The organism is Francisella sp. Scap27 (assembly GCF_013394105.1).
GTDB lineage: Bacteria > Pseudomonadota > Gammaproteobacteria > Francisellales > Francisellaceae > Francisella > Francisella adeliensis.
Map to the genome: position 1 here is coordinate 978692 of NZ_CP041326.1, position 25897 is coordinate 1004588.

The window sequence follows — 25897 nt, forward strand, 5'->3', positions numbered from 1 at the left end:
ATGTCTTCTATCGACTCTAATAGCCATAAATATTGCAACTCAAAAGATTCTACGGATGGTAAATGTATCGACCTACCTTTCAGGGAAACAGCCGTTGTTATTAGAAGAGTTAACTCACCTAAAAACCCTTATGAGTTCATGATAAATAGTGATAAGAATGATGATCAAGCAGAGATTCGCATCTATAATATTAGTGATAAAAGCAGACAAAATCTTGAACGAACACTAGAACAAGTCCTTAAACTTGATACTGATCAATATAGAAAATCAATCTCACATGGTCTAACAATAAAGTGATTGCTAAAGCCGGATAATTAAAGAATATTTTTAAAGATATCTTAGCAATTAGATAATAACATTATCATAAGTTGTTTTTTTTGAACTTGGATTACTTTGATAATCAAACCTGCCATTCATCATGACTTTATGCCAAGCTTTAGCAAAATCATTCACAAACTTTTGCTCATTACCTTTCTCAGCGTAAACTTGAGCTACAGCTTTAAGCTCTGAATTAGAACCAAAGATTAAGTCTACTGATGAAGCTGTCCATCTAGCATCACCTGTCTTTCTGTTAATACCAACATATTCGCCTGGCTTATCAGATTTCTCCCATTTTGTAGACATATCAAGTAAGTTCACAAAGAATGAGTTATCAAGTTGTCCTGCTTTTGATGTAAATACACCATCTTGACAATCTTTATAGTTAACATCTAATGCACGCATACCACCAACTAAAACAGTCATTTCTGGAACATTTAAATCTAACATACTAGCTTTTTCAACTAATGCTTGTGGAAGCTTGTCTGGACTTACACTACCATCTGTATAGTTTATAAAACCATCAGACTTAGTTTTTAAGTAGTTGATAGATTTAACATCAGTTTGTTTTTGAGTCGCATCTGTTCTACCTGGTGCAAATGGAATCTCGATATTGAAGCCTGCTTCATTAGCTGCTTCTTCTACACTCATATTACCAGCTAAAACAATTAAATCTGCCAATGAAACCTTAGTTCCATCAGTTTTGCTTTTATTAAACTTAGTTTGGATTTCTTTTAATTTAGTTAAGACTAATTCAAGATTTTTTGGCTCATTCATCGCCCAATCTTTTTCTGGAGCCAATGCAATTCTTGCACCATTAGCACCGCCTCTATAGTCAGTCTTACGATAAGTTGATGCAGAAGCCCAAGCAGCTTTAATAAGTTGTTGCTTAGATAATCCAGATTTAGCAACCATCTCTTCAAGCTGTAAAATGTCTTTTTTAGATACTTGCTTATAATCAGCCTTAGGCACAGGATCTTGCCATGCAAATGTTTGCTTAGGAACCCATGAACCCATATATCTTGAAGCTGGCCCCATATCTCTATGAGTCAGTTTGAACCATGCTTTAGCAAATTCTTTCTTAAATTCTTTAGGGTTTTTATGGAATTCTTCAGCATATTTATTAAACTTAGGATCTTCTCTAAGAGCCAAATCAGTTGTAAACATCATAGGCTTATGTTTTACACCTGGCTTATGTGCATCAGGAACCATATCGCTCTCTTTTGAGTTTGTTGGAGTCCACTGATGAGCTCCTGCTGGAGATAATGTTTTCTTCCAATCTAGATTATATAAGTTATCTAGGAAAGTTGAATTCCAATGAGTTGGCGTAGATGTCCATGAACCTTCAAGACCACTACCCATAGTATCATCAGCATTACCACTACCATAGCTATTATGCCAACCTAATCCTTGCTGCTCAATTGGAGCTTTATCTGGTGCTGGACCAATATCTTTCTCAAGATCTTTTTTTGGTACTGCTCCATGAGTTTTACCAAATGCGTGACCACCTGCTATCAAAGCAACAGTCTCTTTATCATTCATTCCCATACCACTAAAGGCTTGACGAATTGCACTACCAGCTTTTTTCTTATCAGGTATGCCATCTGGACCTTCTGGGTTTACATAGATTAAACCCATTTCTGTAGCAGAGAAAGGTTTTATAAGCTTACCATTTTTAACATTACTAGATAATACTTCAGGAGAAACACCCCAATCAGTATCATCACCCTGCCAGTCATCTTCTCTACCAAATGCAAAACCAATTGGTTCCATACCCATAGATTCTAAAGATACCGTACCTGCTAGCACAATCAAATCAGACCACGAAACAGCATCACCATATTTTTGCTTAATTGGCCATAAAAGTTGGCGAGCTTTATCAAGGTTTACATTATCTGGCCAACTGTTTAATGGCGAGAATCTTTGCTGGCCACGATTAGCTCCACCACGACCATCAGATACTCTATAAGTACCCGCATCATGCCATGACAGTCTAACAAAGAAAGGTGCGTAATTACCAAAATCTGCTGGCCACCAGTCTTGTGATTTAGTAAGAAGCTCTTTCATATCCGCTTTTAATTCATCAATATTAACTTTTTTAAACGCTTCACGATAACTATAGTCACTCCCCATAGGGCTATCAACTGTATTTAAATTACGCAGTGGTGATAAATTCAGCTGCGGCGTAGTATTTTGGCTAGCTGATGGTGCTTTAGTTTCACCTGTTGGCTTAGCTTTTTCGCCTGCCACTCCACTAGAAGCAAACAACAAACTAGAAGTTCCTAGAGCTATTACAATTTTTTTAAGCATCTGTTTTTTTCCTTTGGTTTATATTTAAATCATAAAAATCAATATTGATTATACCAATATATAATATTAAATTATAAGAATTAATACTAATACTAATTACTTATTTATCTTATAAGATAAACTTATTAATATTTTTCAGGTTTGTAAAAAAAAGATTGAAAAAATGACACATTTTGTTTATCGTGTATTTACGATAAACAAAATTAAGAAAATAAATGTCTACAATAAATCTAAATCACTCAGTACAATCTGTTGCTTCTCAACTAACTCAAACTGCTAAAGATAAAAAAAAACCTAAAATTCTATTTTTATATGGCTCTTTGAGGAAAACATCTTATAGTCTTCTTTTAACAAAAGAAGCTATGAAAATAGTGGAATCATTTGGTGCTGAAGTGAAAATTTTTCATCCTCACAATTTACCACTAGCAGATATAAGCTTAACTCAAAACCCTGATCAAAGTTTACTTCCTGAATCAGTAAAAGAAATGAGAAAATTAATGAATTGGGCAGATGCTATGGTTTGGACATCTCCAGAAGTACACGGTGCTATGTCTGCTGTATTTAAAAACATCATCGACTGGATGCCTTTATCTTTAGGTGCTGTAAGACCAACTCAAGGTAAACTGTTAGCTCTTATGCAAGTAAATGGAGGCTCGCAATCATTTAATACTCTTAATCAAATGCGAATACTTGGCAGATGGATGCGTATGATTACTATCCCCAACCAATCGTCAGTTCCTTTGGCATATACTGCATTTAATGAAGATGGCTCAATGAAAGACTCTAGTAATCGTGACAGAGTTATCGATGTAATGGAAGAGCTATTCAAATACTGCATTTTATTCCAAGGTAATGGAGAGTTTCTACACACCAGATATAGTGAAAATAAAGAAGTAAGAGCTGCCCCTAAGGCTGAGAAAAAAGCATGGAAAAGTGCAAAAGCTAGTTTAAAATAAAAAAGGTAGATAATGAGTAAAAAAAATGTGTTTCTATTATTAGGTCAGTCAAATATGGTTGGCCTTGGAAATTTAGATAAATCCCTATTTATTGAAAATAAGCAAATTAGTGTCTTTAATGATAACAAATGGTCAACCGCAAAAGAACCTTTGCATCTTGATAATCCTAATGCTGGTATAGGTTTAGCAATGAGCTTTGCAAACCAACTCATTACTAACTCTCAAAAAGTTAATAATATAAGCTTAATCCCTTTAGCTGTAGCAAGTACTAGCATAAATGACTGGATGCCTTATTCTGTACTTTACGACAGAATATTTACCACATTAAAAAGTGCTGAAGTTAAATACGACGAGATTAAAGGAATATTATGGCATCACGGTGAAAGTGAGTCAAAGAATATATTAAGAGCTTCAAGTTATGCCGATAGACTTAAATTCATAATTCGCTACTTAAGAAAAGATCTAAACTATCCTGAACTCCCTATAATTAGTGGAGAATTAGGTGGCTTCCTTGACCATCGCTTTCCATTTTCAGATATTGTAAATGATCAATTACATACATTAGAAAATCAACTAAAGAGTTTCAAAGTAGCATCATCCATAGATCTGAGCTCCAACAAAGACATGATTCATTTAAACTCAGAATCTTTAATTGAACTTGGTAAACGATATGCTTCTAAATTTCAGATGCTAACAAATGAGTGAACGACATAAAAAGCTTATAATTTACATATCCCAACTAATCATGCCTGGGTTATTATTCTATAGCATTCCTAGTGTATATGATGCAGCAATCAGTAGCATTAACATTCCAACATTATCCTATCAGTGGGTTTTAATTATAGTTATGATTTCATGGGGGTTAGGCTCATTAATTGCTGGGATTATTATCAATACTTATGGGGCGTATATAGGGATTATATTTGGATATATATTAGCGATAATTGCCTTTTCTCTTTTGTTTATTCAGATAAACTCTTTTATTTTGATTATATTCTCAATTTCAATTGGCCTAAGCCTTGCTTTCCTAATGCTCGATGGCACTATTGCTTATTTTGCACAAACAACCGAAAGTATTTTAGAATTTAGAAAAAACATTATATATCTTACTTTTTTTAGTGGTTTTGCTGGAACATTTACTTATCTATTTATTTCTCCGGTTTTATAAGCTTTACATTTAGAATATCTATCCTGCTTAGTATTTTTTTGATCGTCTTATTTATGATCCTTTCTACCATTGTTCTTTCCGGAAAGAACAATAGAGCTCAGCTATCTAAAGATCACAAGTCTATGTATAGAAATTTAATATCACCACCCGCATTCACCCTAACTCTTTTAATGTCTGCACAAGGAATAATACAAACTATTGTTTTCTTTGAACTTATAATGTTTTTTTTGGCAGACTATGAATCTCAGAATATAATCTTCATAAGTTACGCTCTCATAGGAATATCTCAGGTGTTTGGACGATTCATAATATATAAACTTAACAAACTAAATGGCTTCGATATTAATTTAATCTCGGCATCTTTTATATTTGTAAGTGTTATCTTTTGTATATTATCTATATATTACTACATATATTTGCTATTAATCTTTGCTATTTTTTTCGGCACGGGCTTAGGTATATCAACAATAGGTAAACCATTAATTATTTCGCAAATATTTGAACACGATTTTTCATTTTATAATGGGGTTTACTCTTTGATCTTAAATCTATCAAGAGCATTAGTTCCCCTGTTATTAATGTTCATACCTTTGTCGATAACAAACTTGTTGATTTTCTTAACTATTTTCAGCTTATCTAATATTATTTGTTCCTATTTGTTATTAACTAATCACCATATATAATATGTAAAAAATATAAAACTTTTGGCTAAAAGAAACATGAAAAAGAATCAGTTTGATGAAGAATATAATGATGTAGTACTTTTAAGTAAGATACTATCTCATCCAGCCCGCATATTAATTTTAAAACTACTTTCTCAAGAAGATGAATGTGTTGGAGATATTGTGAAACACCTACCCTTATCACAATCAACAATTTCTCAACACCTAAAAGAACTTAAAGATGCAAAAATCTTATTATCAGAAACTAAGGCTAATAAAAATTATTATTGTATTGATAAAAAAGAATTAAACAAAGTATATCAACAATTCATATCAAGTATGGATAAAATAATTCTATAACAATTTAGCATACTCTAAATTATCTTTGGCGGAGAGGAAGAGATTCGAACTCTCGATAGTATTTCTACTATACACGCTTTCCAGGCGTGCGCCTTCAACCACTCGGCCACCTCTCCAGTTGAATCTCAAAGTATACCTTATATATTTATATTTTCAATTGAAGATAGTTATAAACTCATACACCCTTCTATCAATTTCACAGCATACCCTGTTATGTTTACATGGTCTGCTTTCATCTCTAATCTCAACTCTCCACCTCTTTTTGAAGCTTGATAAGCCAACATATTCGTTTTATTAAGTTGTTTTGCCCAGTATGGTGCTAGAGTTGAATGAGCGGAGCCTGTTACAGGGTCTTCTAAAATACCTTCAGCTGCACAGAAAAATCTAGATATGAAATCATATTTTGGATTTGATGATTTTGCTGTAACAATTATAAACTCATCACATTCTAGTAGTTTGTTAAAATCTGGTTTCATTTCTAAGACAGAATCTTCATTATCATAAACTAACATTAAGTCTCGTGATTTTGCAGCGTAAATTGGCTTAGATGAGGATAAGCTATCTAAAATATATTTTGGTATGCTGTTTACATTTACTTCCTCACCTTCACGAAGAGGAAAGCTCATAGTATAAGCTTGATCACACTTATTCACTTCAATCGGTCCGACATATTTGGTATCAAAGACAACCTTATCTGTATATCTAGCTACATGTGAAAAATATACTTCTGAACTCGCAATAGTAGCATGTCCACATAAGTCAATCTCATACATTGGTGTAAACCATCTGAGCAAAGGGTTTTTATTTTCTCTTAAGAGAATAAATGCCGTTTCAGATAAATTCATTTCAATTGCTATTAGTTGCATTAGGTCATCATCAAGCTCTTTTTCTAATATAAAAACTGCAGCTGGATTTCCTTTGAAAGGTTCTTGAGTAAATGCATCAACCTGCCAAAATTTTAATTCCCTCATAATATTCCTGTAAACTTAAAAGTGATTTATAAAGCCATTATCACAGCAGATACAAACATCAGAACTATAAACAATCTTTTAAGAAGCACTGGTGATATCACACCTAAATATCTCACCGCAAGCAAACTTCCGATAATAGAAAAAGGTGCTGATGATAATAGCAACGGTAAGCTAATATACCCAAATGTTTGGGGAATATTTACTTTTATACCATAAACTAGCATAAAAGTTGCTATAGTTGAATTTATTACAACACAAACACTAGCAATTGATATAGCTTTCCTAATTTCCACACCTATTTTAATAAAAAACATCGTAGCAAAAGTAGTTGATGTTGCAAGTACACTTAAAACACCGCAAAGGCCACAAACTGGATAAGCTACAGTTCCAGGCAATTTAACAATCTTACTATCATTATGTAAAATCATCCAGATACCACTTAGTATAAGTATCACCGAAAATATATGCTTTAAAAGAGCTGTATCAATATGCTTAACCAACACACCTCCAACTACCGAACCTATAGCTAAAGCAATCAAATAATATTTTAACTCTCCAATTTGAATATTACCTCTTCGTAAATGCTTATATGTAGCAACCAAACTAAGACATACAGACATTCCACAACAAGTTGCTAAAGCTATCTGCATCGCAAAGTCTGCCCCATAAGTATGTAATATTATGTAAAAAAATGCTGGTGTTGCTATCAATCCAGCTCCACCACCTAATAGTGTTGACACAAAACTTGCAATGAAGCCTATCAAGGCTCCTAATATAATTAATATAGTTAACATTTTATTTCCTTTTTATAAATTTATTTTAGATAGTTATAAACCGTTGCTCTACTTACATTCAACGCTCTAGCAATATAGTGACTAGCATTCTTTCCATCAAGAGCTCCATTTTGTTTAAGCTCTAATATCAGATTTTTTTTCTGAAGCCTTGTTAGATTATCTATACTCAAATTATGATTCAAACAATATTTCTGAACAAAATTATTGATTTGCTCATATAAAGTATCTCTAAATAAGCTCTGAGATTTTTGTGACATCTCTTTATCATTATTTGTTAAAAATAATTGTAAAACTCCTTGATACTTATCAAATACAGATATGTCTAAGTTTATGCATAGAGTACCAATTGCAACACTATCATTATCTCTAATTACAGCAATAATACATTTCAGTTTTCTTCCGTCATAATTTAGCTTTTCATATGGACCAATAACATTTGAAAGCTCATCATATGTTTCTAAATTAATATGATCTAAATATGAAGAGTCTCCAACTTCTCGTTTAGATATAGAATTAAATATTGCTTCAATTTTATTAGTTGATAAATCATGTATTACAACTTCAGCGAAAGGACTTAAAAGTTTACTTACTGCTTCTGCAACACTTATATATCTTGATAATTCGAGTCTCATCTTGACCTCCATTCACTATAATTTCGTCATTATATTCTAAGTTAGACTGTTTTGTCAACACAATTAGCATAATAACATCAATATACCGCTATTTACAAATATCAAAGGGCTCAACAGGGTATGAATACAAAGAAAGTATGTTTATATTTGTATTAGAGTAGTATTTAAATATATTGATGTAGCGAATGTGATCACTGATACAAAGCGGTATTATGATAATAGTAAAAATTATGAGTTTTTTCTTAGATTATTTAAAGGAACATTGATATCTTGAATATCAGTCAGCTATCAAATCGTACTCCGTCGCTTCTGTAATCTCAACTTCAGCAAACTCTCCAACTTTTAGGTTTCGCTCTTGGGCACCACCTATAATCACTTGACCGTCAACCTCTGGAGCATCGAACTTAGTACGACCTATAGCATAGTCTTTATCTGTGTTTACAGAGTCGATTATAACTTTTTCTGTAGTTCCAACAAATCTCTCTAACTTATTTGCACTTATATCAGCTTGTAAACCCATAAATGCATCTAATCGCTGTTGTTTTATCTCCTCTGATATTAAGCTATCAAAGTTATTAGCCTTTGCACCCTCTACCTCTGAATACTTGAAGCAACCTACTCTATCAAGCTGAGCTTTATCTGCAAAATCTAGCAAATGCTCAAAGTCTGCTTCTGTCTCACCTGGGAAGCCAACTATAAACGTACTACGAATAGCAATATCTGGACATATATCACGCCATTTATTGATCCTATCAAGAGTCTTTTGTGTATGAGCTGGTCGCTTCATTCTTTTTAGCACTTCTGGGCTAGAGTGCTGTAATGGTACATCCAAATACGGTAAAATCTTACCTTGAGCCATAAGTGGTACAATTTTATCAACATGAGGGTATGGATATACATAATGCAATCTTGTCCACATATCTAGCTCACCCAATGCTGTAGATAAATCTAATATATTGCTTTGGTATTGTTTATCATGCCAAATACCAGGGTTATACTTTATGTCAACACCATACGCTGAAGTATCTTGAGAAATTACTAGTAGCTCTTTTACACCTGCATTTTTAAGCTTCTCAGCCTCTATCATAATATTATCAATATTACGGCTTTTTAATTTACCGCGAATATCTGGAATAATGCAAAAAGTACAAGTATTGTTACAACCTTCAGATATTTTCAAATAAGAATAGTGTCTCGGTGTAAGCTTTATACCCTGTGGTGGAACTAAAGATACAAAATCACTAGCAAATATCGGGGCATGAGTATGTACAGCTTCGATTAAATTTTCATAATCCTGTGGGCCTGTAATGCTTAAAACCTTAGGATGCTTCTCTTTTATCATGTCTGCTTTATTGCCAAGACATCCTGTCACAAGCACTTTACCGTTTTTAGCAATCGCTTCACCAATCACTTCAAGTGATTCATCTATTGCCGAGTTAAGAAACCCACAAGTGTTTACGATTACCATGTCAGCATTATTGTAACTATCGCATAGTTCATAGCCTTCAGCTTTTAGCTTAGTAATTATTCTTTCAGAGTCAACAAGGTTTTTAGGACAACCAAGACTCACAAAGCCAATTTTAGGTATTTTAATCATGATAATTAAAGTTATATAGAATTATGAAGTGTATTTTAGATTAATTTGAGAAAAAAGAATAGATAAAAAATCAGATTACATTTCTGCTGATGGCTGAATAGATGAGTCACTTTCATCACATTTCACACCAAAATCAAGATCAGTTCTTCTATCTAAATAATAAGCTTTCTCAGATGCTTTATACATACAAGCATCATTCATGCCATCACTACAGAACTCATCATAGTACTGCGTAGGTTCTGCTGCTGGCTTTAATTTACCATAACTTACCACACATACTTGGTCTTGATTAACACCTTTCGAAAGCAAGTACTGGTTAACTGCATCAGCTCTTTTTTGACCTAAATTGAAGTTATATTTATCACTTCCTCTTGGGTCAGTGTTACCTGAAAGTTTAATTGGCTGATTAGGATGTGCTATTAGATAGTCTGCTGTTTGATCTAGGCATGTTTTAGCATCATCAGTAACATCATTACTATCAAATCCAAAATACACAGATCTACAGTTTATACCCATTAACTCTTCTTTCATTTTAGAAACCTCATCTGAACTCATATTTTCAGAACCAAATATTTTTGATGACATTTCTAAAGCATCTGAACTATCAACACCTGCATATTTATTCTTTATTAAATCACTATTATCAGGCCTGTCACTAGAGCAACTAGCCAACGCTAATACTGAAGCTACTACAGTTAAACCAATTATTTTCTTTTTCATACTATTATCTCCATTTATTTTTTTATTTTAAGTAACATTATCAAAATCTGTAGTTTCAAAATTACCACCGCTGTCAGCAAAATTACCACCTGAATTTTCTCCAGATTTAAGCATATCAATAGTATTTGGCCCTGTTTCATTTAATGATGAACCATCAAGACTAGCATCTGAACTACCCATAAGCTCAGGACCTTTATACCATGCACAACTAGCGAGTGAACTTATAACTATTACTAAAATCAAAAACCTATTTAATATACCCATAAACCTTCCCTAAAAATTTTTCGGTGACCACGATGGTGACTGAATAAGCGTTTTATTATCATCAATATTCACTATACTAAAATGATTATCTCCATTTAAGGATACCATATCTATAGAATTATAACCTCTAGAATTCGAAGCTACATACGCAACCATATCACCAAAAGGTGAAACAGTAGGTGAAGCATCGGATTTTCCATTCGTTAATATCTTAAGATCACTATTAGATATATCAAATACAGCAATCCGCGTCCCTTTTGAACGAGCACTTTGATTCATAAATACTACGTCCTTACCATCTGGCGTATAGTTTGGCTCATATCCTTGATATATTTTGCTACTTAGTCTTGAAGATTGAGGGTATTTAGAGTTTATAGGTGCAACATATATATTAGGTCTACCTCCTCTATCTGAGGTAAATATTACACTCTTACCATTTGGTGAAAATTTTGGAGCTGTATTAATACCATTAATCGTTAATCTCTTTAAAGATTTATTTACAAGATTCATAATATAAATATTTGTCTGATCTGAATAACCTTTTGATAAGGCTAAAGCAATCATATCATCATTAGGAGAATACGCTGCGGCACTATTAATCCCTTTAAAGTTAGATATTCTAGTAACTTTTCCAGTAGCAATTTGAAGCTTATAGACTGCCATACTACCGCCACTATAACTAGAGTATACAATAAACTTACCATCACTCGACCACGATGGTGTAGCAATAGGATTATCTTTCTGCGTTAAAACAGTATGTTTATTATATCCATCATAATCGGAGATTATCAATTCATAGGTTCTACCATACCTTGAGTATGGATTAGTCACTTTTACATAAGCTAGTTTCGTTAAGAAAAAACCTTGTTCAGTAGTTATTTTTTTATAAATATAATTCGAAATTTTATGAGCTAAAGTTCTACTTAAAGCAGCACTGATATTTCTATATGTTATTGACTGAATATAGCTTGAATCATCTCTTTTTAAGACTTTAACTTCTACTGTATAGTTATTATACGAGTTTTTAGTGTATTTCGTATAAGCAACATAATCAGCTTTTATATTTTTCCAAGGTACTAAATTTTGACTTTTAACTTCATATTGTATCGGCATACTTGATTCTAGCTTAGCATTATGAGCTAAATCTTCCTCCACAACACTGTTAACAGACTTTGAAAAACCATCAATCATGTTATTAGAAATTACTGCAACTAATGGTTTTTTTATTATCCCTGAACGAACATTTACAACGAAATCCGCATAGAGATTAAAACTAATAAAAATAAATACTGCAATATATAAAATTTTCTTTTTCATTTGTTACCTTTTTATTTATATGGATCGAATAAGAAGCTGATATTTTCATCTTGCAATCTTTGTTTTGCCACATCATTTGTTATTGCTGGTGGTGTGGTATCTTTAATAGCATCTATTAATGATTGATCACACCTGAAATTTCCAGTAGTTCCTGTAAGCTTTATAAACCTACCATTTCTAGCTATTGCTTTAGGGAATTTATATATTCCCCGACAATTATCTCTAACCCAATGATCTTCAATGCGTTGCTGATACTCACCTAAGTAACTAGCAATAGCTGAATCACTTTGACTTTTTTGTACTTGTCTTCGAGCTGACTCTTGAGCTTCTGCTCTAGCTTTTGCTAAGCGTGCTTCTCGAGCTTTTCTTTGTTTTTCTGCCTCTTGTTGCTTACGCTTTTTCTCTGCTTCAAGCTTAGCTTTTTCCTGTTTTGCTTTTTTATTTTGCAACTCTTTTTTTCTTTGCTCTTCAAGCTTTTGTTGCTTCTGTTTTTCAGCAATCTTTCTCTGGTTCTCTAACTCTTGTTGCTTTTTCTGCTCTTTACGCCTTGCTTCGAGTTTAGCTTTCCTTTGCTCTTCTAACTTAGCCTTACGATCTGCCTCAGCTTTTGCTTTTGCTCGTGCTTTTGCCTGTTTTATAGCTTTTGCTCGTGCTTCTTTTATGTCTTGCTTAGCATCTTTAATATCTTGACGAGCTTTTCTCTCTTGCTCACGATTATTTTCATACGACTGTATTTGCTTATCTAAATCTTGACTAGTAATTGATGTAGCTTGTATAACTGTTGGGTGGTTAGGCTTGCCTTTAATCTGGACTTCAAAATTAGTTGGCGAACTAAATCTCAGCGTACTAACAAACGATAAGATACATAGCAAAACAACTACACTTACATGTATTAACACTGATTTTGCTAAATATGGATCTTTATCAACTTGTTTTTTACAAAAAATTTTTGCTTTATGATAGTAGGATTTAAGATTTTCCATCTTCTGTAACTAACCCCACTTTATCAACACCTGCTTTTTGAATAAGAGCCATCGCTTTAACAACCTCACCATAACTTGCTTGACTATCTCCTCGCACATATACAGGCTTACCTGCACTTTGTTTTGATAGACTTATTACCACTGAGCTAAGCTTCGAAGCAGTTAATGATGCTTTTGGATTACCAACACCTTGATTTATAAAATATTGACCATCTTTATTAACTGTAACAACTATTGGTTTACTATCATTTGACGGGATTTTTTCTGATGTTGCTTTCGGCAAATCAACTTTTACACCCTGTGTTAAAATTGGCGTGGTAATCATAAATATAACTAGTAATACAAGCATTACATCAATGTATGGTACTACATTGATTTCAACCATCGCTCTTTTTTTTCTAAAAAACTTTTTATTTCTTCTTCTCATAAAATGGCTTTAGTAATTTTCTTGATTATGTGGTTGTTGTAATTGATCCTTATGTGCTTCTTTAAGTAACAATATACATAAGTCATCTTGAAACGCTTCATATCCTGACAAAACATCATCAACTTGATTAGCAAGCCTACTATGCCCAACAACAGCAGGAATCGCGACAAACAGGCCTAAAGCTGTAGCTATAAGAGCTTCAGCAATATGTGGAGCAACCACAGATATAGTTGCTTGCTCAACACCACCAAGAGCACTAAATGAAGACATAATACCCCATACAGTACCAACTAAGCCAATATATGGTGCAACCGAACCAATCATCCCAAGTACTGAAAGGCCATTATCCAATTCTTTAGCTTCTTGTGAAATTGCTATACTAACAGTCCTTTCCATACCTTCCAGTATAGTTTCACCTTTAAGAATGCCCGTATCTTTTAAACCATTAAACTCTTTAAGAGCCATACAAAATATTACAGACTTACCAAATATATTTTCTTTATGCTGTAAATAATATTCGTAAAGCTTTTGAATATGGTGACCAGCCCAGAAAAGTTTATCAAACTTAGCTTGCTCATCTTTATATTTTTTCACTCTAGTATTCATTTCTATCATAACTTTCCATGAATATAGCGACATAACCACTAAGAGCAACATTATAAGCTGCACAACAAAATTAGCGTGCCATATCAACTGAATAAAAGAAAGAGAGCTATCTTGCATAATTTAATCCTAAAAAACCTGTTTTTATATTCTTACGATTTCTAAAGATTAATTATACTCAAAGTAATAAAAATTATAAACTCTTAATACAAATACTTGCACTATAATTTTCATACTTAAGAAAGATAGATAAATAAATGTAGGTAAATAATTTATTAGTAAATTTTTGGCTCACCATCTGGGCGAGTTTTATAACGACGATGTTGCCATAGATATTGCTCTGGATATTTACGAATTGCACTTTCAAGAAACTTATTAACAAGTAATGCATCTTCATAGTCATTACCTGAAAACTCAATTGGCTCACCAGAAATCATTTTATAGCCTGATAAATCTTTATTCCTTACATAATATGTTGGGATAACTATAGACTTTGTTTTCCTTGCTAACCATGGAGTAACCACCAAAGTAGAGCAAAGCTTACCAAAAAAAGGTACAAAAATACTATGCTCTTTAAAATCTTGGTCTGGGGCATACCAAAGTGTCATGCGTCCTCTTAAACTTTTTATTACCGTCAGCATATTTTTACGTTCAAAACATTTTTCAACATACTTTAAGCGTGAAGAGGTAATCACATATTCCATCACTGGATGCTTATGCTTTTGATAAATAAGACTCAAAGGTTTAAAAGTATCTCCACAATACCTACCAGCTATCTCTAAAGTATGAAAATGAAAACCTAAAGACATCAAAGGTCTATCTAGATTTTCATGTGTAGTTCTAAAAGTTTCAAATTCACTTTCATCAACAGGTATTTTTTTGAATTTTTTATCAGACATAAACCATGCTATCAAGCTTTCAAACCCAGCCATACAAGCAGATTTATAACTTTCTTCAACCAAATACTGAATTTCAGATTCTGACTTTTCTGGAAATGCAATTTTGAGATTAATATAAGCTATTTTATTACGCTTTTTAGTTAAAGGTTTTGCTAACTTGCCAATAAAAACGGCCAATCTCATCAATGATTTATATGAAAGAGTATTAACGAGGATTTTAGCTATAAATATAGCTAACCAAATCCCCCAGTATTTTGGTTTTAAGAGAGACTTGTCCATAACTAATTATTTTTTCTTATGAGTGTGACTAGCTTGGTAGCGTCTAGTAATTATATATTGCTGTGTAATACTAATGAGGTTATTTGTTAACCAGTATAGTACTAAACCTGCAGGGAAAGATGAGAACAAGAATGTAAACATCACCGGTAAGAACATCATAATCTTTGCCTGCATTGGATCTGCCGGAGCAGGAGATATTTTTTGTTGTAAAAACATCGATATACCCATAAGTACAGGAAGCACATAGAATGGGTCTTTAATCGATAAATCATGAATCCAGAATATAAATGGTGCGTGTCTTAATTCAACCGACTCTAGTAACACCCAATACAATGAAATAAATATAGGAATCTGCACAACCATTGGTAAACAACCACTTAGAGGATTTACCTTTTCACTCTTGTACATTTCCATCATCTTTTTACCAAGCTGCTGGCGATCATCCTTATAGCTTTCTTGTAAACGCTTCATTCTTGGCTGAAGCATTCTCATTTTAGCCATAGAACGGTAGCTCTTAGCAGATAATGGGTAAAATATAGCCTTGATTAGACAAGTAACCAAGATAATAGCTAAACCCCAGTTTCCAACTAAAGCATGAATATGAGACATTACCCAAAAAATAATTTCTGAGAAGAATGATAACATTCCATAATCTAAAGTCTTCTCAAGGTTAGGTGCTAATGGAGCAAGATTATTTTTAATAATCGGTCCCGAGTAAAGAACAGATGTTACATCTTGAGATTGACTTGGTTGTATTGTTATAGATGAATACTCACCCGCCTCAAAAATGTTTTGATCAATATTTTTAAAATAAATAATAGAATTTATTGATTGAGGGATCCATGCAGTCTCAAAATAATGCTCTACAAAAGCAACCCAACCATTACCAACATTACCAACTATAGTAGGTTTGCCACCTGACTTAGCTATATCTTTAAACGATTCTTTTCTAAACTTATCTTGCGTAGTTGAGTAAGCAACACCCGTAAATGTATAGCTATGTGCATTTAATAAACTGAAACTGTCTCCAGCTGGATCAAAATCACGTGCAAGCGAATTATCAACGATAACATTTACTGGACTACCAGTAGTATTTGTAATATTTTGAGAAATAGATATATTGTACTTACTGTCATCGAAAGTGTAAGTTCTAACTATATCTAGCCCATCAACACTAGCTGCTAAAGTTAATACTTGCTTATCGCCTTCCTTTTTAACACCTTTATTTTCAAATGTTACATCCAGAGGCTTCTTATCAACAACAATATTACTTTTAGCTATATATTGTGATTTATCTTTATTTGTAAGAAGAGGCATTGCTGACTTATCCTCTAAACTCACAGTATAATCTTTTAATGAAGCTGAAGTTATTGCACCACCATTAAGGCTTACTTTCAAACCTTTAAAAACACTAGTGTTTATAGTTACACTCTTAGAATCATCATACTCAGAAAAATTTGTCTTAGCAGCTAATGACTCTTTAACCTTACTCTTCTCTGGCGTTGTAGCCTTACCACTTGTAACAGTAGTTGAATCACTGTAATGATTAGTAGAGTCTTGCGTTTGTGTCGTAGTTTGTTGAGTATTATCACTTGATGGGAATGTCTCATCCCATTTACCCATAAGGGAAACAAACATTATTGCTATTGTAACTAATAGTAATATTCTTATATGATTGGATTTCATTATTATTTTAAACCTTTTGTTTTGCTAGGAACGGGGTCATAGTAGTCTCTTTTAGATAGCGGATGACATCTAAGAATTCTACAAACACTCAAATATAATCCCTTTAGTATACCATGAGATTTCAAAGCTTCTAGAGCATATTCGGAACAAGTCGGATAATACCTACATCTAGCTGGTATGAATGGGCTAATACAGTAACGATAGAATTTAATAAATAAAATAAATGGGAAGATTGTTATTTTTGTAAAAACTGCTGAAATTCTTGTATTGATTGCCACAACTCTTCCTTGCTAGCTTTATCTGCTGGCTTTTTACTAAGGATTACTAAGCCTTTATGATCAAGAAAACTTTTGTTTACTCGAAAAGCTTCTTTCAACAATCTCCGACAAAGATTTCTTTTTACAGCTTTCCTAATATTTTTTTTAGCTAATATTGCACAAAAACCAGCTTCTTTTCCCACTCTCTCTCCAATAAGAAAAGTAAAGTGGTTTGAGCTTATCTTATTTTCAACATTATCGAAAACTTTAGTTATTTCTTCTTTAGAGAGTATATTTTGTTTTGTTAAACAAAAATTACGCTGCAAGCTTATGTCTGCCTTTAGCTCTTCTGTTTCTGATTACTTTTTGACCTCTTAAAGTCTTCATACGAGCACGAAAACCGTGAGTTCTTTTTCTTTTTAGGTTTGAAGGTTGGAAAGTTCTTTTCATGTTATTATCCTCTTAATTAATATATTTAAAATTTAAACCAATCTTATAGATTGCAGAAATAGTTTCGGTATTTTATAGAAAAAGACTGTCATAGTCAATCATTAAACCAACCTGTTTCTTAATACAACTTCATTTTAGTATGCCTTACAATGCTGTATCACCTTGCTTGACAAGCTACAAATAACTATGTTTAAATAGCGAAACTTTACTAAAGAGCAAGTCTTTAATTTACAAACTATGAAGAACATTAGAAAAAAAATAATTATAACAACCATCTTACTGGGATGCCTCAGCTTTCAAATATCTCAAGCATGTATTTCTACTGAATACAACAGAGCATACTCTAAATTTCAACACAGTGACTATATATCTTCAGCAAAGGCATTTGCTAACCTATATGAAAATGGATGCCCTACATCTCCATATTTTTTGGGAATCCATTACGCTTATGGCTTAGGTGTTAAAAAAAATACTGATATGGCAATCAAGTATTTTGATATTTTTTTAGCTAAAAAAAATCATAAGCAACCACGAAGATACCGAGCTAACGCCTCCCTTGCTTTAGCAATTATTTATAATTCTAAAGGCGATGCAGAGAAAGCTCACAAATACCTAGAGCAATCTGCCAAAGCAGATAATACAGAGGCTATGTTTTTTCTTGGTAGATCATATATCGACAAAGACCAACCCTACTACGTTGAAACCAATCATAAAAAAGCTTTTTTATGGCTAAATAAAGCCGCCTCTTATGGTAACGTTAAGGCTATGAAACTCATTTATGCAAATAACCTATATGAAAAGAAACCCTAAACTAGCATTCAAAAGCTAATTTAAATTGCATTTATAATAACATTTTTACGGAAATACAGCTTATAATATAAGCTATTCACACAATATACCTACATAATGATGACGGCTCCCTCTACAAAAATACAATTTGCTTTAGAAAAACTAGATATCAAAGCCTCTGAAGAACAAACTGAACTATGGATACAATACCTAAAACTTCTTGAAAAATGGAATAAAGTCTACAATATGACTGCCATTAAAAACTTTGATGACATGCTTGTAAAACACCTTTTTGATAGTTTATCTGTAGCAAAACACATAAAAGGTAATACAACTGTAGATGTGGGTACAGGGGGTGGATTGCCTGGTGTTGTGTTAGCTATCTTATATCCTGAGCATAAATTTACTTTAGTTGATAGCGTTGGCAAGAAAATTATGTTTCTGAAAAATGTGAAGAAGTCTTTGAAGCTTGATAATATTGAACCCGTAAATACCCGTATAGAAAACTTAGAAGGAAGTTTTGATAACATTATATCTCGAGCATTTAGCGCATCTGATAACTTCTATGAGCTTTGCAAACACTTCCTAACTGATGAAAATCAAATGCTTGCAATGAAAGGCCCTGATTTAGAAGAGCAAAACTTAGCAAAATTACCACTAAATACTATTAAACATAAAATCAAAGTGCCTTTCTTAGATGCTGAAAGAAATTTGATAGTAATGACTAAAAGACAAGAACGCTAAACATGATAGATAAAGATTTCATAAAAAACGCATATAATCAGATTATTAAAAACACTGATAGCAAAGTGAAACTTTTAGCTGTAAGCAAATATCAATCTATAGAAAAAATAGACTACTTAAAATCACTAGGACAAACTGATTTTGGTGAAAATTATTTACAAGAACTAGAGGAGAAAGCTACCGCAAGACCTGATCTAAGCTGGCATTTCATCGGCTCTTTACAATCTCGTAAAATAAAACACATAGTTAAATATGTAGATTCTATTCAAAGCGTTGAAAAAAAAGATCACCTTGAGAAAATCGATAAAGCTGCCAAAGCTGAAAACAAACAAATAAATGTTTTTTTACAAATAAATATTGATAATGATCCCAACAAATCAGGATTTAACTCTTTGCAGCAAGATGAAGTTTTGAAGTGTATAAAAATATCAAAAGAGCTGAAAAACACAACTGTTGTAGGACTAATGTGTATCCCAGCAAAATCAATCACACCTGACAAAAGCTTTAAGAAAATGAAGAGCTTTTTTGATGAAGTTAATTCTCAGTTATCTAACGAGCAAAAACTCACAAGACTATCTATGGGAATGAGCGCTGATTATAATCTTGCGATAGAAAATGGTAGTAGTATAGTTCGAATTGGTAGTAACTTATTTGGTGAGAGAGTTAAGAAAACCTAAATAATAAAATTTCTACAACAATATTTCTGCATTAACAACAAGCTCAACAAACTCTTTCACTTTTGGCTGAACAAACTTATTTTTTTGATAATATATAAATATATCTTGATGATCTATAAATTCATTTTCCAATAATGGTACGAGTTTTCCTTTTTTAATCTCATCAACAACCATATACCCATGAAGCTGAGCAATTCCCATATTTAAAAGCACACATTGTTTGATAAAGTCAGAATCGTTTGCTGAAAGCGATGAGTTTACTTCAATATGGCGACTTTTCCCTTTAAGAGCGACTAAAGCTGTTGGTCTAGATTTATGCTTAATATAGTTATATTTCTGTAAATCATCTAAATCATTTAGACAGCCTCCATTCTTCAAATATTCCGGTGTTGCGCAGAGGATGTACTTCGTTTGTGCTATTTTACGAGCAACAATATCTTCTGGTGGTTGCCAATTAACCCCCAAAATCAAATCTGCTTCCTGTATTTTAAAATTAGAAATTTTTTCTTCGATTAATATCTCAATCTCTACTTTTGGAAATTTTAACAAGTATTCTTTTATGAATGACTGTAGCACCTCTTTTGCAAAATACGGTGTTGTACTTATTTTTAAAACTCCAGATGGCTCTTTATGAAACGACTTTGATAGATCTCTAACACTATCTATTTCTGACTGAAGTGACTCACAATAGGTAAGTAAAAGCTGTCCTTCATGAGTTAATGACAATGTTCTTGTTGTCCTATTAAGTAAATCAACTCTTAACTCTTTCTCTAATTGCTTAATAGAGTGGCTTACAGATGCCTTTGTAACACCTAAAGCTTTTGCTGTGCTTGTAAAGCTACCATGTAAGCTTAACTCATAAAAAACCTCAAACAGTGAAACAGATATCTTTTTAGCAACCTTCATTGTCAAATAAAACTAAACCTATGTTCATTATATAAGCCATTGTAAAAACAAAACAGGAAATATACAATATTTTTCAAGTTAATATATAACAAAAAAAGTAATATGAAAAACTATAAAATAGCAATCCTACTAAGCTACATAAGTATAGCAAGCGCATCGGCTGTTATATTAAACCCTGCTCTACCACATATCTCTACAGAAATGAACCTTCACAATGGTACAGTTGAGTGGTTAGTAAGTATTTTTCTAATTGGTTATGTGATTGGGCAGCTTGCTTATGGCCCCATTGCAAAAAGATTTGGCGATGCTGTAACACTAAGAATTGGACTCTCCATAAATCTTATAGGTATTATCATATGCCTATTTGGTGGTCAGTTACTTTCTATGCCCATACTACTTATAGGCAGGTTCATAACAGCTATAGGCTCATCTGCTGGACTAGTATGTACATTTATAATACTCAATAATTCAGTAGAAGAAAGTCGTGCAAAAACAGCCTTATCCTTTGCAACAATCTCTTTTGCTCTGTCGATCACTTTAGCTGTCCTAATTGGTGGAATGATTAGTACATACTCACACTGGTATTACTGTTTCTATGCTTTATTAATACACGGTATTATTATGCTAATTCTTAGCTTTATATATCACAACAACAAAGATAACAACTTCGACCTAAACATAACAAATATTTTAAATGGCTATAAAGAAGCTCTGAGTAACCCAAAGCTAGTAGTATTTTCACTCAGCATCGGTGCTATGACTGTTTTTAGCTACTGTTACTCCACTTCTAGCCCATTTATTACTCATCAAATGTTTGGTTTTACTAGTGCCCAATACGGTGTGTGGAATAGCTTAACCACAATAGGTATTATTAGCGGATCTTTTTTAGTAGCAAAACTTATAAACAAGTACCGCTCAGAGAGTCTATTAACAATAGCATTAGCTTCTTTAATAGTGTTAATAGTTATATTAGCTCTGCTGCAAGTTTACAGCCTAGTTTCTCCAGTTATATTTTTCATACTCGTTACACTAATGTATTTTGTATGTAATTTTATATACCCCACAGCATCACACCTAGCTTCAAATGCCATAGAATGCCGTGCTAATGCATCTGGTGCAATGAATTTTGTAAACATGTCTACAGGCGTTTTGGGTGTTTCTATAATGGGCTACATACCCATACAATATATTTGGAGCTTTATGTTAATCTGCTTAATACTTCCTATAGTCTGCTTAATTCTAATTCCTTTAGTAAAAGCAAATAACTAAGTAAATTAAGCTGTATCGCTAGCTATCAAAAATCGAATATAGTAAAATTTTTTCTAGTTATAAAACATTCTTGATAAAGCATGACTTCGATAGATCGAGTAAATAAATATTTTGAAAATAGCATTCAAGCAAAAATTGAAACAGCCAATGTTTTACCTCCAGCTATAGCAGAGGTGGGTAAATCAATGGTTTCTTGTTTAGAAAATGGTGGCAAAATACTTGTTTGTGGCAATGGTGGTAGTGCAACATTATCACAACATTTTTCATCAAAACTTCTAAGTTATTTTAATCTTGAAAGACCTCCCCTTCCAGCTATAGCATTAACTGGAGATGTTTCTAGCATCACAAGTATTGCTGAACATTATGGCTATGATGAAATCTTCTCAAAGCAAGTTGCAGCAATTGGCAATGAAAACGATATATTATTAGCAATCTCACCTACAGGTAACTCAGCAAATATCATCAAAGCTATAGAGGAAGCGCATGATTTAGAGATGCAAGTTATTACTATGACAGGTTTTGACGGCGGTAATATGCAACAAATGCATCAGGATGGTGATATAGAATTAAGAGTCCCTTCTAACCATGAAATTACTATTCAAGAGAATCATTTCCTTATAATACACTGCTTATGTGATATTATTGACCAAAAATTATTTGCAGGCCTAGAAGACTAACAGATGTATAGAAAGTTTTTAATACCGTTAACTATTGCTTCTGCTGTTTTACTAAATAGCTGTGGCATCATCGAGCCATATACAGCTCCAGTACCTCAAGGTAAGACTATCACGAACAAAAAAGTCTTTGATATAAGACCCAACATGACAAAAAGTGAAGTTAAATACATCTTAGGATCTCCAGATATTATTGATACCTTTAATCCAAATCAATATATTTATATACACTCATATAAAGAACACATGCAAGACACTAATTATGAGGAGTCTAAACTTATATTAACTTTCAACAACCAAGATAAGTTAATTGGCATATCAGGAAACTATGTACCACCAACTAAAGAGCCAGTGTTTTAAATAACCAAAGTTACTTTCGACTATAAACCAAAATAAAACTCAGTATCAGTTTCACTAACATTTACTCTAAAATCAATTGCCTGTTGGCTATCTTCGCAAAGTTTTCTCAAATCATCTAATAATATCTGACCAAGCTTTTTACGAAGTTCTACGCTTCTACCTGGTAAAATTGCTATATCAAGCTGTATAAAAGCATTATATTTACTGTTTAAACCACCTACACGATATTGCAAACATGGATAAATAAGCGTCCTACAAGTATCTATATCTGTAGCTATTACATCTACAAGCATTTGATGTGTATTTTCTGTAAATAACTCAAGCTTGTCATCTATGTTTATATTATTTGTATAATGAATTTTTATAGTCGGCATAACAGTTATAATTAATGAAACATTTCATTAATCATATCATTATAATAAGGATATCCCCAGCCAAGCTGAGAATTTCTTTTATTTTATTTTATTTACTAGGAAATTATTTTGAAATTAAGCAGCAGAAAGTGCTTTGATTTTAGCAGCTAAGCGAGACTTATGTCTTGCAGCTTTATTTTTATGGATAAGACCTTTAGTTGCATATCTATCCAATAATGGTACTGCTTTAGCGAAATTTTCTTGTGCAGACTTAACATCACCAGCTTCAATAGCTGTAGCTGTTTTCTTTAAGAAAGTTCTCATTACTGAACGACGAGCTACATTATGCTGACGGTTTTGTTCAGCTTGAATGATTCTTTTTTTTGCTTGTTTTGAATTAGCCAATTTATTTCTCCAATTGTCTTATTTTTTAATTTTTATAAATTCGGTTCTCTTTTGAGGATGCGAGACACGCTATTATAATATAAATAACTTTGGTATTTTGCATATTTTATTCATTTTTGTCAACCCGATTATTACTATAGAGACACATTTATGCTAAACATTGGACTAAATGGCTACATTTTAAAGTGGTTTTATAGCATAATATATAGCTAACTAATTTTATGAAATATAAAAACTCTATTAAGAAAATCATTTATGAAACATATTAGAAACTTTTCTGTAATTGCACATATTGACCACGGTAAATCGACTCTTTCTGATCGATTCATCCAGGTTTGTAATGGCTTAACTGAACGAGAAATGAAAGAGCAAGTACTTGACTCGATGGATATTGAAAGAGAAAGAGGTATCACTATCAAGGCTCAGTCTGTAACATTAGATTACACAGCTCGTAATGGTAAAACTTATCAACTTAACTTTATTGATACTCCAGGGCATGTAGATTTCTCTTATGAGGTTTCTCGTTCGTTAGCGGCTTGTGAAGGAGCTTTATTGGTTGTGGATGCAGCTCAAGGCGTAGAAGCTCAAACTGTTGCAAATTGCTATACAGCTATTGACCAAGAGTTAGAAGTTATACCTATTTTAAATAAAATCGACCTACCATCTGCAGATCCTGAGAAAGTAGCCGAAGAAATCGAAGAAATCATCGGCATTGATGCTACAGGTGCTACTACTTGTAGTGCTAAAACTGGCTTAGGTGTCGAAGATGTATTAGAAACTATCGTAGAAAAAGTACCTGCTCCAACTGGTGATGTAGATGCTAAGCTTCAAGCTTTAATTATAGACTCTTGGTTTGATAACTACCTAGGTGTAGTTTCACTTGTACGTATCAAAAATGGTACGCTGAAAAAAGGTGATAAATTTAAAGTGATGTCTACAGGTGTATCTCATCAAGTTGATAGACTTGGAGTATTTACACCTAAAATGAAAGATCTTGATCATCTCAAAGCTGGTGAAGTTGGTTTTGTGATTTCTGGTATCAAGGACATTCACGGAGCTCCTGTAGGTGATACTCTTACTCATACACATAATCCAACGGATACAGTTGTGCCAGGGTTTAAGAAGGTACAACCCCAAGTTTATGCTGGTATGTTTACTATTAGCTCAGATGATTATCCTGATTTTAGAGAAGCGTTAGAAAAACTAAGTTTGAATGATGCATCTCTTTTCTTTGAGCCAGAAGTTTCGCAAGCATTAGGTTTTGGTTTTAGATGTGGCTTCTTAGGAATGCTTCACATGGAGATAATCCAAGAGCGACTAGAAAGAGAGTATAACCTTGACCTTATTACATCTGCACCTACTGTAGTTTATGAAGCTATCAAAAAAGATGGCGAAAAAGTAATTGTAGATAACCCTGCTAAGCTACCAGATCCAGGTTCTATTGATAAGATCCTCGAACCAATTGTGCGTGCAAATATTCTTGTGCCAAAAGATCATGTCGGTAGTGTTATTACTCTTTGTATTGAAAAGCGTGGTTCTCAAGTAGACATGAACTACATGGGTAGCCAAGTATCTATTACTTACGATATGCCAATGATTGAAGTAGTATCAGATTTCTTTGATACGCTTAAATCTGTAACTAAAGGCTACGGTTCTCTTGATTATGAGTTAAATCGTTATCAAGAAGGTGATATGGTGCGTCTTGATGTGCTTATTAATGGTGATAAAGTTGATGCTTTAGCTAGTATAGTTCATAAAGACCAAGCAAAGTACAAAGGTCGTGATTTGGTTGAGAGACTAAAAGAGCTTATTCCTAGACAGATGTTTGAAGTTGCAATCCAAGCTACTATTGGTGGTACGATTGTTGCAAGAAGTACTGTAAAAGCTTTGCGTAAGAATGTAATTGCAAAATGCTACGGTGGCGATGTTTCACGTAAGAAAAAACTTCTTGAGAAGCAAAAAGAAGGTAAAAAGCGTATGAAGAATATTGGTTCTGTAGAGATACCTCAAGAGGCTTTCTTGTCTGTGTTGAAAAAATAAGTACTGGATACCTATTTAATAACTATG

General features: G+C 33.0%; 31 protein-coding genes and 1 tRNA gene. 12 read left to right on the top strand and 20 right to left on the bottom strand.

Features of this window, described 5'->3' with window-relative positions; translation table 11 throughout:
• Entirely contained in the window at positions 1-297 is a 297-nt protein-coding gene (locus tag FLM55_RS04680; RefSeq protein ID WP_178948271.1) for a hypothetical protein, read from the top strand.
• 48 nt (positions 298-345) lie between these two features.
• Here the strand turns inward: FLM55_RS04680 and katG are convergent, their stop codons facing one another.
• On the bottom strand, positions 346-2628 hold the full coding sequence (gene katG, locus FLM55_RS04685) for a catalase/peroxidase HPI (protein WP_178948272.1): 2283 nt from the start codon (positions 2626-2628) through the stop codon (positions 346-348).
• A gap of 215 nt (positions 2629-2843) precedes the next feature.
• Here katG and arsH point away from each other — a divergent pair, with 215 nt between their 5' ends.
• The 4 genes from arsH (at position 2844) to FLM55_RS04705 (ending at position 5774) form a co-directional block, all read left to right on the top strand.
• Positions 2844-3584 carry an arsenical resistance protein ArsH gene (gene arsH / locus FLM55_RS04690; RefSeq protein ID WP_178948273.1) on the top strand — a complete coding sequence of 247 codons (741 nt, stop codon included), beginning with the start codon at positions 2844-2846 and terminating at the stop codon, positions 3582-3584.
• Positions 3585-3596: 12 nt separating this feature from the next.
• Complete coding sequence (locus FLM55_RS04695; RefSeq protein ID WP_178948274.1) at positions 3597-4289, top strand: sialate O-acetylesterase; 693 nt, start codon at positions 3597-3599, stop codon at positions 4287-4289.
• Complete coding sequence (locus tag FLM55_RS04700) at positions 4282-4752, top strand: hypothetical protein (protein WP_178948275.1); 471 nt, start codon at positions 4282-4284, stop codon at positions 4750-4752. Before FLM55_RS04695 ends, FLM55_RS04700 begins: the two co-directional genes overlap by 8 nt.
• Before the next feature lie 719 nt (positions 4753-5471).
• On the top strand, positions 5472-5774 hold the full coding sequence (locus FLM55_RS04705; RefSeq protein ID WP_178948276.1) for a helix-turn-helix transcriptional regulator: 303 nt from the start codon (positions 5472-5474) through the stop codon (positions 5772-5774).
• A gap of 26 nt (positions 5775-5800) precedes the next feature.
• Here the strand turns inward: FLM55_RS04705 and FLM55_RS04710 are convergent.
• The 16 genes from FLM55_RS04710 to rpmH all read right to left on the bottom strand — a co-directional run bounded on the left by FLM55_RS04710 (position 5801) and on the right by rpmH (position 17653).
• Positions 5801-5890 (bottom strand) — tRNA-Ser (locus FLM55_RS04710).
• Positions 5891-5941: 51 nt separating this feature from the next.
• The gene (locus FLM55_RS04715) at positions 5942-6745 is read right to left on the bottom strand and encodes a PhzF family phenazine biosynthesis protein (RefSeq protein WP_178948277.1); all 804 of its coding nucleotides are present in this window, start codon (positions 6743-6745) and stop codon (positions 5942-5944) included.
• A gap of 26 nt (positions 6746-6771) precedes the next feature.
• Positions 6772-7530, bottom strand: coding sequence for a sulfite exporter TauE/SafE family protein (locus FLM55_RS04720; protein WP_178949068.1), 759 nt, complete (start codon positions 7528-7530; stop codon positions 6772-6774).
• A gap of 29 nt (positions 7531-7559) precedes the next feature.
• Entirely contained in the window at positions 7560-8171 is a 612-nt protein-coding gene (locus FLM55_RS04725; protein ID WP_178948278.1) for a transcriptional regulator, read from the bottom strand.
• A 277-nt stretch (positions 8172-8448) separates the two neighbouring features.
• Positions 8449-9768 carry a 30S ribosomal protein S12 methylthiotransferase RimO gene (gene rimO, locus FLM55_RS04730; RefSeq protein WP_178948279.1) on the bottom strand — a complete coding sequence of 440 codons (1320 nt, stop codon included), beginning with the start codon at positions 9766-9768 and terminating at the stop codon, positions 8449-8451.
• A 75-nt stretch (positions 9769-9843) separates the two neighbouring features.
• The gene (locus tag FLM55_RS04735; protein WP_178948280.1) at positions 9844-10488 is read right to left on the bottom strand and encodes an OmpA family protein; all 645 of its coding nucleotides are present in this window, start codon (positions 10486-10488) and stop codon (positions 9844-9846) included.
• A 27-nt stretch (positions 10489-10515) separates the two neighbouring features.
• Positions 10516-10752 (bottom strand): hypothetical protein, encoded by a 237-nt coding sequence (locus FLM55_RS04740; RefSeq protein ID WP_178948281.1) that lies wholly within the window; start codon positions 10750-10752, stop codon positions 10516-10518.
• 9 nt (positions 10753-10761) lie between these two features.
• Positions 10762-12069: a PD40 domain-containing protein gene (locus tag FLM55_RS04745; RefSeq protein ID WP_178948282.1), complete on the bottom strand. Its 1308-nt coding sequence runs from the start codon at positions 12067-12069 to the stop codon at positions 10762-10764.
• Between the two features lie 11 nt (positions 12070-12080).
• On the bottom strand, positions 12081-13052 hold the full coding sequence (gene tolA / locus FLM55_RS04750; RefSeq protein ID WP_178948283.1) for a cell envelope integrity protein TolA: 972 nt from the start codon (positions 13050-13052) through the stop codon (positions 12081-12083).
• Positions 13039-13479 carry a protein TolR gene (gene tolR / locus FLM55_RS04755; protein WP_112869298.1) on the bottom strand — a complete coding sequence of 147 codons (441 nt, stop codon included), beginning with the start codon at positions 13477-13479 and terminating at the stop codon, positions 13039-13041. Before tolR ends, tolA begins: the two co-directional genes overlap by 14 nt.
• Before the next feature lie 9 nt (positions 13480-13488).
• Positions 13489-14202: a protein TolQ gene (gene tolQ / locus FLM55_RS04760; protein WP_178948284.1), complete on the bottom strand. Its 714-nt coding sequence runs from the start codon at positions 14200-14202 to the stop codon at positions 13489-13491.
• A 155-nt stretch (positions 14203-14357) separates the two neighbouring features.
• The gene (locus FLM55_RS04765) at positions 14358-15260 is read right to left on the bottom strand and encodes an LPS biosynthesis protein (RefSeq protein ID WP_178948285.1); all 903 of its coding nucleotides are present in this window, start codon (positions 15258-15260) and stop codon (positions 14358-14360) included.
• A gap of 6 nt (positions 15261-15266) precedes the next feature.
• A complete protein-coding gene (gene yidC / locus FLM55_RS04770; RefSeq protein WP_178948286.1) occupies positions 15267-16946 on the bottom strand; it encodes a membrane protein insertase YidC in 1680 nt (559 codons plus the stop codon).
• A 2-nt stretch (positions 16947-16948) separates the two neighbouring features.
• On the bottom strand, positions 16949-17224 hold the full coding sequence (gene yidD, locus FLM55_RS04775; protein WP_178948287.1) for a membrane protein insertion efficiency factor YidD: 276 nt from the start codon (positions 17222-17224) through the stop codon (positions 16949-16951).
• Positions 17182-17529, bottom strand: a complete 348-nt coding sequence (gene rnpA, locus FLM55_RS04780) for a ribonuclease P protein component (RefSeq protein ID WP_178948288.1) — start codon at positions 17527-17529, stop codon at positions 17182-17184. Before rnpA ends, yidD begins: the two co-directional genes overlap by 43 nt.
• Positions 17519-17653, bottom strand: a complete 135-nt coding sequence (rpmH, locus tag FLM55_RS04785) for a 50S ribosomal protein L34 (RefSeq protein WP_112869292.1) — start codon at positions 17651-17653, stop codon at positions 17519-17521. The genes rnpA and rpmH overlap by 11 nt, the downstream gene beginning before the upstream one ends.
• A gap of 237 nt (positions 17654-17890) precedes the next feature.
• On the opposite strand from rpmH, the gene FLM55_RS04790 reads away from it, so the two are divergent.
• The 3 genes from FLM55_RS04790 to FLM55_RS04800 all read left to right on the top strand — a co-directional run bounded on the left by FLM55_RS04790 (position 17891) and on the right by FLM55_RS04800 (position 19863).
• Positions 17891-18463, top strand: a complete 573-nt coding sequence (locus FLM55_RS04790) for a tetratricopeptide repeat protein (RefSeq protein ID WP_178948289.1) — start codon at positions 17891-17893, stop codon at positions 18461-18463.
• 99 nt (positions 18464-18562) lie between these two features.
• Complete coding sequence (gene rsmG, locus FLM55_RS04795; protein ID WP_178949069.1) at positions 18563-19186, top strand: 16S rRNA (guanine(527)-N(7))-methyltransferase RsmG; 624 nt, start codon at positions 18563-18565, stop codon at positions 19184-19186.
• A gap of 2 nt (positions 19187-19188) precedes the next feature.
• Positions 19189-19863 carry a YggS family pyridoxal phosphate-dependent enzyme gene (locus FLM55_RS04800; RefSeq protein WP_178948290.1) on the top strand — a complete coding sequence of 225 codons (675 nt, stop codon included), beginning with the start codon at positions 19189-19191 and terminating at the stop codon, positions 19861-19863.
• 12 nt (positions 19864-19875) lie between these two features.
• Here the strand turns inward: FLM55_RS04800 and FLM55_RS04805 are convergent, their stop codons facing one another.
• The gene (locus FLM55_RS04805) at positions 19876-20769 is read right to left on the bottom strand and encodes a LysR family transcriptional regulator (protein ID WP_178948291.1); all 894 of its coding nucleotides are present in this window, start codon (positions 20767-20769) and stop codon (positions 19876-19878) included.
• Between the two features lie 102 nt (positions 20770-20871).
• Between FLM55_RS04805 and FLM55_RS04810 the strand changes: the two genes are divergently transcribed.
• The 3 genes from FLM55_RS04810 (at position 20872) to FLM55_RS04820 (ending at position 23072) form a co-directional block, all read left to right on the top strand.
• Entirely contained in the window at positions 20872-22038 is a 1167-nt protein-coding gene (locus FLM55_RS04810) for an MFS transporter (RefSeq protein WP_178948292.1), read from the top strand.
• Between the two features lie 80 nt (positions 22039-22118).
• The gene (locus FLM55_RS04815; protein ID WP_178948293.1) at positions 22119-22715 is read left to right on the top strand and encodes an SIS domain-containing protein; all 597 of its coding nucleotides are present in this window, start codon (positions 22119-22121) and stop codon (positions 22713-22715) included.
• 3 nt (positions 22716-22718) lie between these two features.
• Entirely contained in the window at positions 22719-23072 is a 354-nt protein-coding gene (locus tag FLM55_RS04820) for an outer membrane protein assembly factor BamE (protein ID WP_112869285.1), read from the top strand.
• A gap of 20 nt (positions 23073-23092) precedes the next feature.
• Here FLM55_RS04820 and FLM55_RS04825 read toward each other — a convergent pair whose 3' ends face one another.
• A complete protein-coding gene (locus FLM55_RS04825; RefSeq protein ID WP_178948294.1) occupies positions 23093-23446 on the bottom strand; it encodes a 5-carboxymethyl-2-hydroxymuconate Delta-isomerase in 354 nt (117 codons plus the stop codon).
• A gap of 114 nt (positions 23447-23560) precedes the next feature.
• Positions 23561-23830, bottom strand: coding sequence for a 30S ribosomal protein S20 (gene rpsT, locus FLM55_RS04830; RefSeq protein ID WP_112869283.1), 270 nt, complete (start codon positions 23828-23830; stop codon positions 23561-23563).
• A gap of 255 nt (positions 23831-24085) precedes the next feature.
• Between rpsT and lepA the strand changes: the two genes are divergently transcribed.
• The gene (lepA, locus tag FLM55_RS04835) at positions 24086-25870 is read left to right on the top strand and encodes a translation elongation factor 4 (protein ID WP_178948295.1); all 1785 of its coding nucleotides are present in this window, start codon (positions 24086-24088) and stop codon (positions 25868-25870) included.
• Positions 25871-25897: the final 27 nt, after the last annotated feature.

Coding starts and splice junctions, on each gene's coding strand:
- FLM55_RS04680 (WP_178948271.1), top strand. CDS start 1: ATGTCTTCTATCGACTCTAATAGCCATAAATATTGCAACTCAAAAGAT.
- katG (WP_178948272.1), bottom strand. CDS start 2,628: ATGCTTAAAAAAATTGTAATAGCTCTAGGAACTTCTAGTTTGTTGTTT.
- arsH (WP_178948273.1), top strand. CDS start 2,844: ATGTCTACAATAAATCTAAATCACTCAGTACAATCTGTTGCTTCTCAA.
- FLM55_RS04695 (WP_178948274.1), top strand. CDS start 3,597: ATGAGTAAAAAAAATGTGTTTCTATTATTAGGTCAGTCAAATATGGTT.
- FLM55_RS04700 (WP_178948275.1), top strand. CDS start 4,282: ATGAGTGAACGACATAAAAAGCTTATAATTTACATATCCCAACTAATC.
- FLM55_RS04705 (WP_178948276.1), top strand. CDS start 5,472: ATGAAAAAGAATCAGTTTGATGAAGAATATAATGATGTAGTACTTTTA.
- FLM55_RS04715 (WP_178948277.1), bottom strand. CDS start 6,745: ATGAGGGAATTAAAATTTTGGCAGGTTGATGCATTTACTCAAGAACCT.
- FLM55_RS04725 (WP_178948278.1), bottom strand. CDS start 8,171: ATGAGACTCGAATTATCAAGATATATAAGTGTTGCAGAAGCAGTAAGT.
- rimO (WP_178948279.1), bottom strand. CDS start 9,768: ATGATTAAAATACCTAAAATTGGCTTTGTGAGTCTTGGTTGTCCTAAA.
- FLM55_RS04735 (WP_178948280.1), bottom strand. CDS start 10,488: ATGAAAAAGAAAATAATTGGTTTAACTGTAGTAGCTTCAGTATTAGCG.
- FLM55_RS04740 (WP_178948281.1), bottom strand. CDS start 10,752: ATGGGTATATTAAATAGGTTTTTGATTTTAGTAATAGTTATAAGTTCA.
- FLM55_RS04745 (WP_178948282.1), bottom strand. CDS start 12,069: ATGAAAAAGAAAATTTTATATATTGCAGTATTTATTTTTATTAGTTTT.
- tolA (WP_178948283.1), bottom strand. CDS start 13,052: ATGGAAAATCTTAAATCCTACTATCATAAAGCAAAAATTTTTTGTAAA.
- tolR (WP_112869298.1), bottom strand. CDS start 13,479: ATGAGAAGAAGAAATAAAAAGTTTTTTAGAAAAAAAAGAGCGATGGTT.
- tolQ (WP_178948284.1), bottom strand. CDS start 14,202: ATGCAAGATAGCTCTCTTTCTTTTATTCAGTTGATATGGCACGCTAAT.
- FLM55_RS04765 (WP_178948285.1), bottom strand. CDS start 15,260: ATGGACAAGTCTCTCTTAAAACCAAAATACTGGGGGATTTGGTTAGCT.
- yidC (WP_178948286.1), bottom strand. CDS start 16,946: ATGAAATCCAATCATATAAGAATATTACTATTAGTTACAATAGCAATA.
- rpmH (WP_112869292.1), bottom strand. CDS start 17,653: ATGAAAAGAACTTTCCAACCTTCAAACCTAAAAAGAAAAAGAACTCAC.
- FLM55_RS04790 (WP_178948289.1), top strand. CDS start 17,891: ATGAAGAACATTAGAAAAAAAATAATTATAACAACCATCTTACTGGGA.
- rsmG (WP_178949069.1), top strand. CDS start 18,563: ATGACGGCTCCCTCTACAAAAATACAATTTGCTTTAGAAAAACTAGAT.
- FLM55_RS04800 (WP_178948290.1), top strand. CDS start 19,189: ATGATAGATAAAGATTTCATAAAAAACGCATATAATCAGATTATTAAA.
- FLM55_RS04805 (WP_178948291.1), bottom strand. CDS start 20,769: ATGAAGGTTGCTAAAAAGATATCTGTTTCACTGTTTGAGGTTTTTTAT.
- FLM55_RS04810 (WP_178948292.1), top strand. CDS start 20,872: ATGAAAAACTATAAAATAGCAATCCTACTAAGCTACATAAGTATAGCA.
- FLM55_RS04815 (WP_178948293.1), top strand. CDS start 22,119: ATGACTTCGATAGATCGAGTAAATAAATATTTTGAAAATAGCATTCAA.
- FLM55_RS04820 (WP_112869285.1), top strand. CDS start 22,719: ATGTATAGAAAGTTTTTAATACCGTTAACTATTGCTTCTGCTGTTTTA.
- FLM55_RS04825 (WP_178948294.1), bottom strand. CDS start 23,446: ATGCCGACTATAAAAATTCATTATACAAATAATATAAACATAGATGAC.
- lepA (WP_178948295.1), top strand. CDS start 24,086: ATGAAACATATTAGAAACTTTTCTGTAATTGCACATATTGACCACGGT.